The organism is Pannonibacter sp. I15F10I1 (assembly GCF_900185665.1).
GTDB classification, from domain to species: domain Bacteria; phylum Pseudomonadota; class Alphaproteobacteria; order Rhizobiales; family Stappiaceae; genus Pannonibacter; species Pannonibacter indicus.
The window spans coordinates 180449-193823 of the sequence record NZ_FYAN01000003.1; the positions used below are offsets into that span (position 1 = coordinate 180449).

At 64.1% G+C, this 13375-nt stretch carries 15 protein-coding genes; 5 read left to right on the forward strand and 10 right to left on the reverse strand.

Annotation, left to right across the window (positions count from 1 at the left end):
• Positions 1-10: 10 nt before the first annotated feature.
• From IF10I1_RS02550 to IF10I1_RS02555, 3 genes are all read right to left on the reverse strand, one after another.
• Positions 11-892 (reverse strand): MBL fold metallo-hydrolase, encoded by an 882-nt coding sequence (locus IF10I1_RS02550; protein ID WP_244293674.1) that lies wholly within the window; start codon positions 890-892, stop codon positions 11-13.
• Between the two features lie 24 nt (positions 893-916).
• On the reverse strand, positions 917-1354 hold the full coding sequence (locus tag IF10I1_RS22920; protein ID WP_186392390.1) for a TIGR01244 family sulfur transferase: 438 nt from the start codon (positions 1352-1354) through the stop codon (positions 917-919).
• A 61-nt stretch (positions 1355-1415) separates the two neighbouring features.
• Positions 1416-2063 (reverse strand): peroxiredoxin, encoded by a 648-nt coding sequence (locus IF10I1_RS02555; protein WP_186392389.1) that lies wholly within the window; start codon positions 2061-2063, stop codon positions 1416-1418.
• A gap of 105 nt (positions 2064-2168) precedes the next feature.
• Here IF10I1_RS02555 and IF10I1_RS02560 point away from each other — a divergent pair, with 105 nt between their 5' ends.
• Positions 2169-3071 carry a hydrogen peroxide-inducible genes activator gene (locus tag IF10I1_RS02560; protein WP_186392388.1) on the forward strand — a complete coding sequence of 301 codons (903 nt, stop codon included), beginning with the start codon at positions 2169-2171 and terminating at the stop codon, positions 3069-3071.
• A gap of 62 nt (positions 3072-3133) precedes the next feature.
• On the opposite strand, the gene IF10I1_RS02565 is transcribed toward IF10I1_RS02560, so the two are convergent.
• The 3 genes from IF10I1_RS02565 to xth all read right to left on the reverse strand — a co-directional run bounded on the left by IF10I1_RS02565 (position 3134) and on the right by xth (position 6548).
• Entirely contained in the window at positions 3134-4243 is a 1110-nt protein-coding gene (locus tag IF10I1_RS02565; RefSeq protein ID WP_186392387.1) for a GNAT family N-acetyltransferase, read from the reverse strand.
• The gene (locus IF10I1_RS02570; protein ID WP_186392386.1) at positions 4236-5675 is read right to left on the reverse strand and encodes a lipopolysaccharide biosynthesis protein; all 1440 of its coding nucleotides are present in this window, start codon (positions 5673-5675) and stop codon (positions 4236-4238) included. The genes IF10I1_RS02565 and IF10I1_RS02570 overlap by 8 nt, the downstream gene beginning before the upstream one ends.
• 63 nt (positions 5676-5738) lie before the next feature.
• Positions 5739-6548, reverse strand: coding sequence for an exodeoxyribonuclease III (gene xth, locus IF10I1_RS02575; protein ID WP_058898554.1), 810 nt, complete (start codon positions 6546-6548; stop codon positions 5739-5741).
• Positions 6549-6784: 236 nt separating this feature from the next.
• Here xth and IF10I1_RS02580 point away from each other — a divergent pair, with 236 nt between their 5' ends.
• Genes IF10I1_RS02580 through IF10I1_RS02590 form a run of 3 tightly spaced genes read left to right on the forward strand, consistent with a single transcriptional unit; the run spans position 6785 to position 8144 of the window.
• Positions 6785-7519 (forward strand): GH25 family lysozyme, encoded by a 735-nt coding sequence (locus tag IF10I1_RS02580; protein ID WP_082206042.1) that lies wholly within the window; start codon positions 6785-6787, stop codon positions 7517-7519.
• 54 nt (positions 7520-7573) lie between these two features.
• Positions 7574-7858: a type II toxin-antitoxin system RelE/ParE family toxin gene (locus IF10I1_RS02585; RefSeq protein ID WP_094463649.1), complete on the forward strand. Its 285-nt coding sequence runs from the start codon at positions 7574-7576 to the stop codon at positions 7856-7858.
• Positions 7830-8144, forward strand: coding sequence for a HigA family addiction module antitoxin (locus tag IF10I1_RS02590; protein ID WP_094463648.1), 315 nt, complete (start codon positions 7830-7832; stop codon positions 8142-8144). Before IF10I1_RS02585 ends, IF10I1_RS02590 begins: the two co-directional genes overlap by 29 nt.
• A gap of 2 nt (positions 8145-8146) precedes the next feature.
• Here IF10I1_RS02590 and folK read toward each other — a convergent pair whose 3' ends face one another.
• The 4 genes from folK to IF10I1_RS02610 all read right to left on the reverse strand — a co-directional run bounded on the left by folK (position 8147) and on the right by IF10I1_RS02610 (position 11305).
• Complete coding sequence (folK, locus tag IF10I1_RS02595; protein ID WP_186392385.1) at positions 8147-8650, reverse strand: 2-amino-4-hydroxy-6-hydroxymethyldihydropteridine diphosphokinase; 504 nt, start codon at positions 8648-8650, stop codon at positions 8147-8149.
• Positions 8651-9472: a dihydropteroate synthase gene (gene folP / locus IF10I1_RS02600; RefSeq protein WP_186392384.1), complete on the reverse strand. Its 822-nt coding sequence runs from the start codon at positions 9470-9472 to the stop codon at positions 8651-8653.
• A 102-nt stretch (positions 9473-9574) separates the two neighbouring features.
• On the reverse strand, positions 9575-10771 hold the full coding sequence (locus IF10I1_RS02605; protein ID WP_208977117.1) for a multidrug effflux MFS transporter: 1197 nt from the start codon (positions 10769-10771) through the stop codon (positions 9575-9577).
• A gap of 93 nt (positions 10772-10864) precedes the next feature.
• The gene (locus tag IF10I1_RS02610) at positions 10865-11305 is read right to left on the reverse strand and encodes a MarR family winged helix-turn-helix transcriptional regulator (protein WP_050473884.1); all 441 of its coding nucleotides are present in this window, start codon (positions 11303-11305) and stop codon (positions 10865-10867) included.
• Between the two features lie 221 nt (positions 11306-11526).
• Between IF10I1_RS02610 and typA the strand changes: the two genes are divergently transcribed.
• A complete protein-coding gene (gene typA, locus IF10I1_RS02615; protein WP_123195339.1) occupies positions 11527-13347 on the forward strand; it encodes a translational GTPase TypA in 1821 nt (606 codons plus the stop codon).
• Positions 13348-13375 lie beyond the last annotated feature (28 nt).

A 13375-nucleotide genomic window follows, 5' to 3' on the forward strand; every position in this document is an offset into this window, starting at 1 on the left:
AAGGCCGGTATCAGCCCCAGTCTGCGCCTGAAAGCACATCAAGCGGCAGTTTCATGTAGCGTCGATCGTTTGCTTCCGGCGCGGGCAGGCGCCCGCCATTCATGTTGACCTGCAAAGCATGCAGGATCAGCTTGGGCATCGGCAACGTTGCATCCCGCGCTTCACGGGCAGCCACGAACCCGGCCTTGGACCGGTACTTCGCCATGTGAATGTTCGCGGCCTTCTGCGCTGCCACCGTGGACTCCCACTGCGGCTCACGCCCGCCCGGCTGATAGTCATGGCCGGTGAAAATCCGCGTCTCGTCCGGAAGCGCCAGAATAGCCTGGATCGTGTCCCACAGCGCCTCCGCGTTGCCACCAGGGAAATCGGCCCGAGCAGTGCCGCTGTCCGGCTGGAACAGCGTGTCATGCACGAAGGCGGCATCCCCGATCACATAGGTGACCGAAGCCAGCGTATGCCCTGGCGAGAACATCACTCTGGCCGGGATTGAGCCCACCATGAATGTGTCCCCATCGGCAAACAGCCTGTCCCACTGATGGCCATCGGCAGGGAAATCCGGCCAGTTGTAGAAGCCTTTCCAGAGGTTCTGCACCGCGGTCACCTTTTCGCCGATGGCGGTGGGCGCTCCGGTCTTTTGCTTGAGATAATGGGCGGCAGAAAGATGGTCAGCATGCGGATGGGTGTCGAGGATCCAGGTTACGCGGTAGCCCTTGTCAGCCACAAAGCGCAGGATCTCATCGGCATGGTCTGTGCCGGTCTGTCCGGACTTTTCGTCATAGTCATAGACCGGGTCGATGATGACGCAGTCTTTTGTGACGGGATCAGCGGCGACATATTGCACCGACCAGGTCCGGGGATCGAAAAAGCCGGTCACTTCGGGTTTTACGGTCATGGAAAGGCTCCTTTCGGGAAAAGCTCAGGGATGGGCGGCGGTGCTGGCGGCAAGCCAGTTCAAGGCGCCAGACGGATCGCAGCCAGCGCGGCCCGCCAGATCCGTCAGTTCTCCGGCGCTCATGCGTCCGGACAGGACTTCGCCGATGGCCCAAAGGGTGAAGGACCTTGCGCCTGAGCGGCAATGCGCCAGCACAGGACCGGATGCAGCGTCGAGCGCGGCGCCAAAACCAAGCGCCGCTTCTGCGCTCAAGGTGGCGTCCGTCACCGGCAGGTAGACATAGCCAAGCCCGGCTGCCGTGGCTGCACGGCCAATTTCGTCCTGTGCGGGCTGACCAGCCTCTTCACCGTTCGGCCGGTTGTTGACTATGGCAACAAACCCGAGGCGCCGGATTTCGGGGATGTCTGTGGCAGAGATCTGGCCTGCAACAGACAATTTGCTGGTGATGCGGATTGGGGTCATTTCTCGGGTTCTCACGGAAGGGCGGATGGTTGGCGGAGGCGGAACCGCCTCCGCCTGCAACTCAAAGGCTGCGGGTCGAGAAGTACCAGTCGACGGTGTTGTAGCCTTCGCCAGCGCGGGCTTCGGCTTCTTCCGGCGTTTTCGGAGCGGGCACAATGACCGGCTGTCCCGGTACCCAGCCCTCGGGCATGGCGCAGCTGTTGGCATCGGCCGTCTGCAGGGCCACGACAAGGCGGTGAATTTCCGCGACCGCGCGGCCCGCGTTCATCGGGTAATACAGCATGGCCCGCAGGATGCCTTCGGGGTCGATCACGAAGGTGGCCCGCACCGCCGCCGTGTCAGAGGCCCCCGGCATGATCATGCCGTAGTCATGGGCAACCTTCATGCCGAGGTCGGCAATGATGGGAAAGCCGATATCCGTGCCGAAGCTCTGCTTGATGTTGCGCGTCCAGGCGATGTGCGAATGGGTGCTGTCGATGGACAGGCCCAGGAGCTGGGTGTCAATCGCGTCGAACTGGTCCTGCAGTTTGGCAAAGCCGATGAACTCGGTGGTGCAGACCGGCGTGAAATCGGCCGGATGCGAGAACAGAACCAGCCACTTGCCCCGGAAATCCGCCAGCGTCTTGCGCCCGTGGGTTGTCGGGGCATCAAAATCCGGGGCAGGCTCGTTGAGACGGGGCAGGCCTTGCGTCGTGGTGGTGGAAGACATCTGGGAACCTCTCTGTTTCATGCTGTCGATGACAAAGAGGTAGACGGCCCCCACTAATATATGAAATTGATTATATGACTAATTCTTATTGAGATTTTCAATGATATGCCCAGCCTTCGCCAGCTCCGCTTCCTGACCGCTCTTGCTGATACGCTGAATTTCTCGCGTGCAGCTGAAATGTGCCACGTCACGCAGCCAACCCTGTCCACGGGCCTGAAGGAGCTTGAAGGGCGCCTTGGCGTGGTCCTGGCCGAACGGACCCGCCAGTCCGTGATGCTGACGCCCGCAGGCAAAGATATTGCAGCCCGGGCGAGGATCGTGCTCGCCGGGATCAAGGATATCGAGACCGCGGCACAGCAGCGCAGCGGCGCCCTGCAGGGAGAAGTCCATCTGGGTGCGATCCCGACGGTCGGTCCTTTTCTTCTGCCCCGCGCATTGCCGCAGATCCGCCGCAAATGGCCGGACTTGAGGGTTTTCCTGCGCGAAGAACTCACGGAGAGCCTTGCAGCAGGGCTTGCAGACGGCCGGCTTGACGTGATCCTGGCTGCCCTTCCACACGATCTCGGTGATGCGGTTGTCGAGCCCCTGTTCCAGGACGGCTATCAGCTTGCAGTCAGCACAAGCCATCCTCTGGCGGCGCAAGGACCGGCCAGCCCAGAGGATCTGTCCCAAACTCCGCTGCTGCTGCTCGAGCGCGGCCACTGCCTGCAGCGCCATGCACTTTCAGCCTTTCCCGGCATCGATCTGCGGCCGGACGAAAGCTTCGCCGCAACCAGCCTGCCCACGCTGGTCTCAATGGTCGAGGAAGGGCTCGGCATCACCCTGCTGCCCAATCTGGCGGTTGATGCCGGAGTGACACAGGGTCATGAGCTTGCATTGCTTCCACTGCCCGGCACCTGCCCGCGTCAGGTGGTGCTGGCATGGCGGCCCGGCTCTCCCCATTCGGCAATCTTTCTGGAGATGGCCGCCCTGTTCAGGCAGGTGCATGCCGCGGCACAGCGCATGTGACGTCCGCCAGCATATATTTTGCCGGCTTATGATCCATATTTCTGGTCCGCTTTCCGGATGCTCTAACGCCGCCGCAGAACCCGCCGCGCCAGCGCCTTGGCGGCGCGGAAGGCGAAGGCATCCAGCTTGTGCAGCCGGTGCAGCAGAGCGCCCGCCGCACCGCGCATCAGCACGGGATGGGCATAGGCCATGCGCCCGCGCCACAGGGGCTCGATCATCGGATGGCCGGGCACGGCCAGCGAATCCCCGCCGAGCGGCAGCGCCGGATCGGCAAGCGTCGTCCGCATGGCATGCAGCGCCAGATGCTGGCCGGGCGAAAAGCGGGCAAAGCCTTCGTCAAAGGCAATCTTCCAGGCAAAGGCACGGCCGCCTGACGTGATAACCGCGAGCAGGGCCAGCGGCTTGCCATCAAGCCGCATCCGGTCCAGCCGCAATCCATCCACGTCTGCAAGCCGTGCGGCAAATCCTTCGGCAAAGCGGCGCGTCGCCTCGCGGCTCGCCAGCGCCGTCGCGCCCCTGCCCTTCCAGCCGGAACGCTCCAGCGCCAGAAACTCTGCCATTGCGGCCAAGGCTTCGGCACCTCGCAGGCTGTCGAAGACCAGTTCACCGTCTTCCGAGAGACGGCGCTTCAACCGCTCCATCTCCTTGCGGCGCTTGGTGGTCAGGGCGGCGGCAAGCTGGGCCTCGCCGTCTGCCCCGCCATCATGGGACGCGCGCTCTTCCACAGGCCCTTCCAGCCAGCGCCAGCCCTTTGCAGCCGTTTTCAGCCGCTCCGTCACGGCACCGGCCACGGGCAGAAACGGCAGGCGCAGGACCGGGGACCCGGCGGCGGCTGTCTCCAGCAGCAAGGCCAGCGCTTCATCCGGCGCCTGCGGATGCACCAGAGGAACACCAAGCGGGCCATATTCTGCCGCCCAGAACGTACGCTCCTTGAAAAGAAAACCACAACGCCGCCGGGCGGCCGGCGCCGCTGCCAGCCAGCGCCCGCCACCCCTTTCGCGCACCACCGCAAGCATCAGGCCTGCAGGCGCCAGATTGGCGGCATAAGGCACGAGAAAGGCGGGGGAGAAGAAGGGGTTGGGGCTCAACGCCTCCCCCACGAGCACATCCCACTCCGGCGCATCGGCCACCGGCAGCAGCAGGCCTTCCAGTTTTTCAGCCGTTTCAACCATTGCGGACCTCCCGGCGCAGCGCGAGGGAGAAGGCGAAAGGCGCAAAGGGCAGCACGCCAAGGCGGCGGCGGGCCACAAAGATCAGCCCCAGCGCCTCGCCGGTGATGGCGAGGGACGTCGCCACAGCCGCGCCCATCAGCCCGAAAGGCGGGATCAGCAGCAGGTTCAGCCCCACATTGAGCACGAAGACGCCGGAATAGATGGCCGCACAGGCCTTCTGCAGGCCGCACATGGAGAGAAGCGCATCGGCAGGCCCGGCGCTGGCCCGCGCCAGCACGCCGATGAGCAGCACGGCAATCAGCGCTGTGCCCGCCTCGAACCCCGGCCCGAACAGGGCCAGCAGAAAGGGCGCTGCGGCGATCAGCACGCCGGCAGCCCCAACCGAGGGCCAGAAGGTCCAGAACCCGGCCCGGCGCACATAGGCCTCGAAGGCGCTGCGGCCCGCGGCCTCATGAGAGGCGCCATGCAGGGCGGCGAAGCGGTGGGCGGAGGCGGCACGCACGGCGAAATAGATGAAATGCACCAGCGCCAGTGTTTTTGAGGCGGCAAAATAAACCGCCACTTCGTCGGGGCTCTGCCAGAAGCTGACCATGATCACATCGGCGCTGGTGACGAGCTGCAGAAAGCCCTCCACCAGCAGCATGGGCAGGGAAACCGCCAGCCACAGGCGCGGCGCATGGGCCCGCGGGCCCGCGGGCAGCTGCCGGCTAATCACCCGGTTCAGCCGCCACAGCTGGTCCAGTGCCACCAGAGCACTGGCACCGGCCCCGGCCAGCACCGCGGTGGCAGCATCCACCGCAAACCCCGCCTGAAGGGCGAGGAACAGCAGCAGCAGGATCAGCAAGGGCCGCCAGATAAAGCTGGGCATCAGGCCCAGATCCGGCCGGTCATGCGCTCGTGCAATGCCATCCTGCACACCTGCGAGCGCAAAGAACGGCAAGGCCAGCATTGCCAGCATGAGGGGCTGCACATAGGCCGGATCGAGAATGGGACGCAGCAGCAGCACGATCAGCGCCACGGCCGCGCCGATGACGCAGGCCGCCAGAAAGACAATCACCCGGCTGGCCGTGAGATAACCGCGCAACAGCGCCAGCGCGCCCTCACCCCGGTAAAGCGGGATGAAACGGCCGGGTGACGAGGAAAAGCCGAGGCAGGCGAACAGGGCGAGGATCATCACCACGGTCCAGACGACCGAATAGATGCCGTAGTCAAATGCGCCCATCCAGCGGGCCATCAGCACTTGTGCCACATAGGCGAGCGCAGCACCGGCAACGCGGATGGCCAGCGTCACCAGCGCGGCCTTGCGGGCGCCCCCGCCTGCAAGGCGCAACCAGAGCCGCTGAAGACCCGTTGCCTGTTGCCCGGCCTTTCCGCCGCCGTCTTGCGCCTGCACCAGATCCAGCCCCCAGTCCCTGCCCCATTGCACATCCATTGACCGAGTGATCCTGCCACGGCGGACTTAAGATTATGCCAAGGCCGGATCTTCTATCCGGCGTCAGACCTCCAGCCGCGCAATCACCGGAACGTGGTCGGAGGGTTTTTCCCAGCCTCTCGCAGCACGCAGCACTTCGATGCCGCGGGCGTGCGGGGCAAGGCTCTGGGTCATCCAGATGTGATCGAGACGGCGGCCCTTGTCGGCTGCATCCCAGTCCTTCGCCCGGTAGCTCCACCAGGTGTAGAGCTTGTCGGACATGGGCACGTGCTGGCGCATCACATCCACCCAGTTGCCGCCGGTGCGGATGGCTTCCAGCAGCTCCGTCTCCACCGGCGTATGGCTGACGATCTTCAGCAGCGCCTTGTGCGACCACACGTCATGCTCATAGGGCGCGACGTTGAGATCACCCACGACAACGGCCGGACGCGACGCCTCGTCCCCGGCCAGCATCGCCTTCATCTCGGCCATGAAGTCCAGCTTGTGACCGAATTTCTCGTTGATCGTCCGGTCCGGCTCGTCGCCGCCCGCCGGCACGTAGAAGTTATGCAGGCGGAACGAGCCGCCATTGAACGGCACGCTGGCAGCAATGTGCCGGGCATCGCCCTTGCCGCAGAAGTCCCGGCGCTCGACAGCCTCCAGGGGGCGGCGCGAGACGATGGCAACGCCGTGGTAGCCCTTCTGACCGCTGATCTCCACATGCTCATAGCCCAGCTTGCGGAAGGCCCCGAACGGAAAGTTGGCATCCGGGCACTTGGTTTCCTGCAGGCACAGCACATCCGGCGCATGGGTGATGAGGAAGGTCTCGACAATCGGCATGCGCAGCCGGACGGAGTTGATGTTCCAGGTGGCGAGGGTCAGGCGTTCGGTCATGAAGAGGTCCGTAGGTGTGAGCCGGGACAGGCTGTGCGGCGGGCGGGACAAGTCTGGACAAGCACGTGACCCGGTGTTGCCCCGCCCGTCAAGCCGGTTTCAGAGCGCAAAGACGGTGCACCACAGGCGGGGTAACCGCAAATGCCCCATTCCCGCCACGATTTTTCTACGATCCGTTAGGACTTTTCGCGCAATTTGACGCTAGGTGTTTGTAATTCGTTAACCCGGAGGAACACGTGTTCCGGCGCCCGCGCTTCCTTGCCATGCTTGCCCTTACCGCGCTTCTGTCCTCCTGTTCGGGGGTGGAGTACCGCGATCCCATGCCTCAGGACTTCCCTGTCCACGGCATCGACGTGTCCCGCTGGCAGGCGGAGATCAACTGGCATGAGGTCAAACGGGACGGTGTCGAATTTGCCTTCATCAAGGCGACCGAGGGCGGTGATTTCATCGACCCGATGTTCGTGACCAACTGGTATGCGGCCAAGGAGGCCGGTGTGCCGCGCGGTGCCTACCACTTCTATTATTTCTGCCGCCCTGTCGAAGAACAGATCGCCTGGTTCATCCAGAATGTTCCGCGCGATCCGCAGGCCCTGCCGCCGGTGCTCGACATGGAGTGGAACCACATCTCGAAGAACTGCCCGAAACCGCCCCCGGCCGACAAGATTGCCGCAGATGTTGGCGTGTTCCTGGATGCCGTCGAAGCCCACTACGGCAAGCGCCCGATCGTCTACACCACCATCGACTTCCACCGGGACGTTCTGGTCGGCAAATACACCGCCCACGACTTCTGGCTCAGGTCGGTCGCCAGCCATCCGAGCTACAAATACGACCGGCGCGACAACTGGGTCTTCTGGCAATACACCGCGCAAGGCACCATCAAGGGCATCAAGGGCCCCGTCGACCGCAATGTCTTCTTCGGCACCCGGTCCCAATGGCAGCAGTGGCTGCGCGGCGAACTGCGGCGCAAGTGATCGCAGCCTGAAATAACGCATGGCGCTATATAACGCCATGCGTTATAGTTACCCATGATCCAGAGCTTTGCCGATCCTGAAACGGAACTCATCTGGTCGGGGCGCGTGAGCCGGCGCCTTCCGTCCGCCATACAGTCCGTTGCATTGCGCAAGCTCCGCATGCTGAATCAGGCAAGGGTCATCAATGACCTGCGCGTGCCACCGGGCAATCGTCTGGAGGCCCTGAAGGGCGATAGAACCGGCCAGTTCAGCATCCGCATCAATGATCAGTGGCGCATCTGTTTTGTCTGGCAGGAAGGAGGTCCGGCACATGTCACCATCACCGACTACCACAGCTGATCTTTTGCCGAACCCGCATCCGGGCGAAGTTCTGCTTGAGGACTTTCTCAAGCCGATGGATCTCAGCCAGAATGCCCTTGCGCGTGCGCTGGATGTGCCGCCGCGGCGCATCAATGAAATCGTGCTCGGCAAGCGGTCCATCAGCGCTGACACGGATCTGCGGCTTGCGCGCTATTTCGGCATCTCGGAAGGGTTTTTCCTTGGCCTTCAGGCAGACTATGACCTGATGCAGCGGCGCCGTGAAATCGCAGAAGATCTGGCTCAGATCAGTCCCCGCGCCGCATAGGCTCAATCCGCCAGCAGGACAATTTCCTCGCGGCCTTCGCAGGTGGTGAGGGCCTGCGCGGCGGTGCGGCCGCCGCCGATCGGAGCATCCGGCCAGATCTCGGCGAGTGGCACCAGCACGAAGGCCCTTTCGCCCATGCGCGGATGGGGGATGGAGAGATGCTCCTCCTCCACCTGCTTGCCGCCATAGATCAGCACGTCGATGTCGATGATGCGCGGGCCCCAGCGCACGTCCCGCACCCGGCCCAGTTCCCGTTCGATCTCAAGGCACCGGCCCAGCAGGTCACGCGGGCTCAGCACCGTCTCGATGACGAGGCAGATGTTGCGGTAGTCATCCTGCGGGATCGGCCCCCACGGCGGTGTGCGGTAAGCGGAAGAAACGGCCAGAACGGAGATCCCCTCGCTCGCATCAAGCCGGGCGATGGCGGCGGCCAGATTGGCCTTCGGGTCGCCCATGTTGGAGCCGAGGCCCAGCGCCGCGCGCACCGCGTTGTCAGCAAGGCTCATTCAGACGGCTTCCCTTTTCATCGCGGCAAAGATCTTCGCCGCCTCCACATGCGGGCGGACATCGTGGACGCGCAGGATCGCCGCGCCCCGTTCCAGCGACAGAAGATGCACCGCCAGCGAGCCGTAAAGCCGCTCCTGCGGCGGCACATCCAGCACAGCGCCGATCATGCGCTTGCGCGAGGCGCCGCTCAGCAGCGGCAGGCCATGCTTGCGCAAGCTTGCGAAGCGGTTGAGGACGAGGAAATTCTGGTCCACCGTCTTGCCGAAGCCGAAGCCCGGATCGAGGATCATCTTTTCTCTCGCAATCCCGGCGCGCTCTGCCAGCTCCATCGAGCGTTCGAAGAAGCGGTCGATGTCGGCGAGAATGTCGATGGCGGGATCTGCGGCCTCGCGGTTGTGCATCATCACCACATGGACGCCCGCTTCTGCCACGGCACCGGCCATGGCCGGATCTTTCTGCAGGCCCCAGACGTCATTGACGATGACCGCCCCGGCGCGGCAGGCGCGGCGGGCGGTTTCCGCCTTGTAGGTGTCGATGGAGACCGGGCAGCCCAGCGCCACGACGGGCTCGAGAACCGGAGCAAGGCGGGCCCACTCGTCGTCGAGCGAAACAGGAGCCGCCCCCGGCCGCGTGCTTTCGCCGCCGATGTCGATGATATCGGCGCCTTCGGCAATCATCTGCCGGGCATGGGCGATGGCCGCTTCCGCTGCCGCGTGCTGCCCGCCGTCGGAGAAACTGTCCGGCGTGACATTGAGAATGCCCATCACATGCGGGCGGGCAGGACCGGCAAGGTCCGGCAGCTGATAGGCAGCCTGTGTCATTGAGGAAGCTCCCGCAAGATCGAAGGCGCTATGTCGCGCTTTGCCGGGGAGAGGTCAAGCTGCAGGACGGTTGCGGCACAGAAAACGCCGCAAAGACGCCGGTCAGCTTTCGCCGTCTCCATCCTTCGCCCTCGCCAGCGGCGTCAGAGCCAGGTAGAGCCCCGCCCCCAGCAGCATCATGCCCGGCGCAACGATGATCAGCGCCAGCACCGGATCCCCCAGCCACGCCGCCACCAGACTGCCGAGAATTCCGGTGCCGAACTGCAGAAACCCGGTCAGCGAGGAGGCAGAGCCCGCGAGCTGCGGAAAGCCCTGCAGCGCCGCCGTGGTGGCAGCGGGCAGAAGGCAGGCCAGCGAGAAGGAGAACAGGCCCACCGGCAGCATCACGCTGAGAAAGCCCGGCGCAAACAGCGCGTGGGAGACGATGATCGCCGCGGCAGCCAGCGCCATGCCGCAGAGCGCGGGCGGCACCAGCAGGCCCGCATCATGCCGCCGCAGCACCCGCGAGGCGACAATGGTTGCCGCCATGAAGGAACCGGACTGCACCATCATGCCGAGGCCGAATTCGCTGGGCGTCAGCTTCACGTGGTCGATCAGCACGAAGGGCAGGATGGTGGCCAGCGTGTAGATGGTGCCGATGCCAAACCCCACCAGCAGACTGGGCCGCAGAAAGGAGGGCGTTTTCAGCAGCGTCAGATAGTTGATGACAAGCCGCGCGGGCTGAAGATTGGCCCGGTCGATGTAGCGGTTGGTCTCCGTCATGAAGATCCACACCGCCGCCAGCAGGGCGGCGCCATAGACGATCATGAAATAGAAGATCTCCCGCCAGCCGAAGAACTCCAGCGTCAATCCGCCGATGGTGGGCGAGATGGCCGGGCCGATGGCCAGCATCATCGCCACCGTGTTCATGATCCGCGCCGAGGTCTGCCCGGTGAACTGGTCGCGCACGATGGCGCGGGACACGGAAACACCGATGGCCGCACCAATCCCTTGCAGCGCGCGGGCGGCAATCATGCCCTCGACACTTGGCGCGAAGGCCGCCAGCAGGGTGGAGGCGAGATACAGCAGCAGGAAGGCAATGGTGACCGGACGGCGGCCGAAGGCATCCGTCAGCGGTCCGCAGATCAGCTGGGTCAGGGCAAAGCCGGTGAAATAGGCCGTCAGCGTCAGTTTGATCATCGAGCGCGTCGTCTCGAAGGCATCTGCCAGCACCGGCATGGCCGGTGTATAAAGCGCCATGGAAATTGGCCCGATGGCCACCAGCGCCGCGCCGATCAGGGCGGTGCGCCTTTCGCTCATGGGAGGTGTCACGCTGTCCCGCATCTGATCCATCCGTTGTGCGGGCCCCTCCCTGCCCGGGAAATCCGAATTCCATCTTTCTGGCCTCTGGCCTCAGGCCCGGTCTGCCGCCTCCGCCAGATTGCTGCGCACCTGAAGCAGGACCCGCACCGCGGCTGCGGTTTCCTCCGGGGTCATGCCGTGGCTGATTTCCGTGCGCACTTGCAAAAGCGCCTCGTCAATCTTGGCCAGCACACTCTGCGCCGCTTCGCCCAGAACGATGATCTTGGCACGCCTGTCCTGCGGGTCGGCCTCCCGGCAGATCAGGCCCGCCTGTTCCAGCCGGTCGAGGTGCCCCACCAGCGTCATCGGCTCGATGCCGAGGATGCCTGCCAGCACGCTCTGGCGCTGATCTGGCAATTGCCGCACCATGTTAAGCGTCCGCGCCTCTGCTGCCGTCAGACCGCAGTCAACGCCGCTCAGCGCCGCCTCGAAGCGCTGGCGGATCAGCCGGCCGACATCGGCGACAAGAAATCCAAGGGTCGGATCAGCCACGCAAGGCACCACGCAGATTTCATAAGAAAGACATATAGTAAGGCTACCTTACAATTAGAGCGGCAGCTGATTTGCGTCAAGATGCGCTGCCGCGTTGCACAAATGGCCGCCGCAGACTATACAGGGCGCGAATTTCCGCCCGTGAGCACCAGCGGGCGTCAGCCACAATTTGAAGACAAGCACTGCGGGCACCCTGCCCGCAGTGTCTTTTGGAGCCCTTAATGAAGCTGCGCAATATCGCCATCATCGCCCACGTCGACCATGGCAAGACAACCCTAATCGACGTCCTTCTGAAGAAGTCGGGCTCCTTCCGCGAGAACCAGCGCACGGAAGAGCGCATGATGGACTCCAACGACCTGGAGCGTGAGCGCGGCATCACCATTCTGGCGAAGGTGACTTCGCTGGTGTGGGGCGACACCCGCATCAACATCGTGGACACCCCGGGCCACGCCGACTTCGGCGGTGAAGTCGAGCGTATCCTGCACATGGTGGACGGCGTGGTTCTGCTGGTGGACGCTGCCGAAGGCCCCATGCCGCAGACCAAGTTCGTGCTCGGCAAGGCCCTGAAGCTCGGCCTCAAGCCGATCGTCGCCATCAACAAGATCGACAAGCCGGAGCAGCGCGCCGAAGAAGTGCTGGACGAAGTGTTCGACCTCTTCGCCGCCCTCGACGCCAACGAAGAACAGCTCGACTTCCCGGTCGTCTATGGCTCTGCCAAGCAGGAATGGATGGCCAATGACCCGACCGGTCCGGCTGAATCCATGGGCCCGCTGTTCGACCTGATCATCAGCCACGTTCCGGCACCGACGGCAGAGGAAGGCTCCTTCCGCATGCTGGCGACCACCATCGAAAGCAACCCGTTCCTGGGCCGCATCCTGACGGGCCGCATCGTTGCCGGTGAAGCCATTCCGAACATGCCCATCAAGGCCCTGTCGCGTGAAGGCAAGGTGGTTGAGAGCGGCCGCATCTCCAAGGTGCTCGCCTTCCGTGGCCTCGAGCGCCAGCCCATCGAGAAGGGCGAGGCCGGTGACATCGTCTCCATCGCAGGCCTGCAGGAAGCAACCGTCGCCGACACGCTCTGCTCCATGGACGTGAACACCCCGATCATGGCACAGCCGATCGATCCGCCGACCCTCTCCATGACCTTCTTCGTCAACGACAGCCCGCTGGCCGGCACCGAAGGCGACAAGGTGCAGTCGCGCGTCATCCGCAAGCGTCTGATGGACGAGGCGGAAGGCAACGTTGCGCTGAAGATCGAGGACACCCCGGAAGGCGACGCCTTCATCGTGTCCGGCCGTGGCGAACTGCAGCTCGCCATCCTGATCGAAAACATGCGCCGCGAAGGCTTCGAGATCTGCGTCGGCCGTCCGCGCGTGGTCTTCCAGTTCGACGAGAAGGGCAACCGCCTGGAGCCGATCGAGGAAGTCACCATCGACGTGGATGAGGAGCATTCCGGCGTCGTGGTGCAGAAGCTGTCCGAGCGCAAGGCCGAGTTGCGCGAAATGCGCCCCTCCGGCGGCGGCCGCACCCGTCTGCAGTTCCTCGCCCCCACCCGTGGCCTCATCGGCTATCAGGGCGAGCTGCTGTCCGACACCCGCGGCACGGCGATCTTCAACCGCGTGTTCCACGAATACGCCCCCTACAAGGGCGACATTCCGACCCGTCACACCGGCGTGCTGATCTCCAACGGCGACGGTGAGGCCGTGGCCTATGCCATGTTCAACCTGGAAGACCGCGGCCCGATGATGATCGATCCGGGCGTCAAGGTGTATCAGGGCATGATCATCGGCGAGCACACCCGTGGCAATGACCTGGAAGTGAACGTGCTGAAGGGCAAGCAGCTGACCAACATCCGTGCCGCCGGCAAGGATGAAGCCGTCAAGCTGACCACCCCGATCCGCCTGTCCCTCGAAGCGGCGCTGTCCTACATCGCCGATGACGAGCTGGTGGAAGTGACGCCGAAGAACATCCGCCTGCGCAAGGCCCTGCTGGACCCGAACGACCGCAAGCGCGCCGAACGCGCTGCATCCAAGGGCAGCTGAGCCTTTCAGCCATTCAAAATAGCAAAGG

What these genes read in the sequence shown, in the direction of transcription:
- IF10I1_RS02550 (WP_244293674.1), bottom strand. Translation starts at nt 892, where the DNA reads ATGACCGTAAAACCCGAAGTGACCGGCTTTTTCGATCCCCGGACCTGG.
- IF10I1_RS22920 (WP_186392390.1), bottom strand. Translation starts at nt 1,354, where the DNA reads ATGACCCCAATCCGCATCACCAGCAAATTGTCTGTTGCAGGCCAGATC.
- IF10I1_RS02555 (WP_186392389.1), bottom strand. Translation starts at nt 2,063, where the DNA reads ATGTCTTCCACCACCACGACGCAAGGCCTGCCCCGTCTCAACGAGCCT.
- IF10I1_RS02560 (WP_186392388.1), top strand. Translation starts at nt 2,169, where the DNA reads ATGCCCAGCCTTCGCCAGCTCCGCTTCCTGACCGCTCTTGCTGATACG.
- IF10I1_RS02565 (WP_186392387.1), bottom strand. Translation starts at nt 4,243, where the DNA reads ATGGTTGAAACGGCTGAAAAACTGGAAGGCCTGCTGCTGCCGGTGGCC.
- IF10I1_RS02570 (WP_186392386.1), bottom strand. Translation starts at nt 5,675, where the DNA reads ATGGATGTGCAATGGGGCAGGGACTGGGGGCTGGATCTGGTGCAGGCG.
- xth (WP_058898554.1), bottom strand. Translation starts at nt 6,548, where the DNA reads ATGACCGAACGCCTGACCCTCGCCACCTGGAACATCAACTCCGTCCGG.
- IF10I1_RS02585 (WP_094463649.1), top strand. Translation starts at nt 7,574, where the DNA reads ATGATCCAGAGCTTTGCCGATCCTGAAACGGAACTCATCTGGTCGGGG.
- IF10I1_RS02590 (WP_094463648.1), top strand. Translation starts at nt 7,830, where the DNA reads ATGTCACCATCACCGACTACCACAGCTGATCTTTTGCCGAACCCGCAT.
- folK (WP_186392385.1), bottom strand. Translation starts at nt 8,650, where the DNA reads ATGAGCCTTGCTGACAACGCGGTGCGCGCGGCGCTGGGCCTCGGCTCC.
- folP (WP_186392384.1), bottom strand. Translation starts at nt 9,472, where the DNA reads ATGACACAGGCTGCCTATCAGCTGCCGGACCTTGCCGGTCCTGCCCGC.
- IF10I1_RS02605 (WP_208977117.1), bottom strand. Translation starts at nt 10,771, where the DNA reads ATGAGCGAAAGGCGCACCGCCCTGATCGGCGCGGCGCTGGTGGCCATC.
- typA (WP_123195339.1), top strand. Translation starts at nt 11,527, where the DNA reads ATGAAGCTGCGCAATATCGCCATCATCGCCCACGTCGACCATGGCAAG.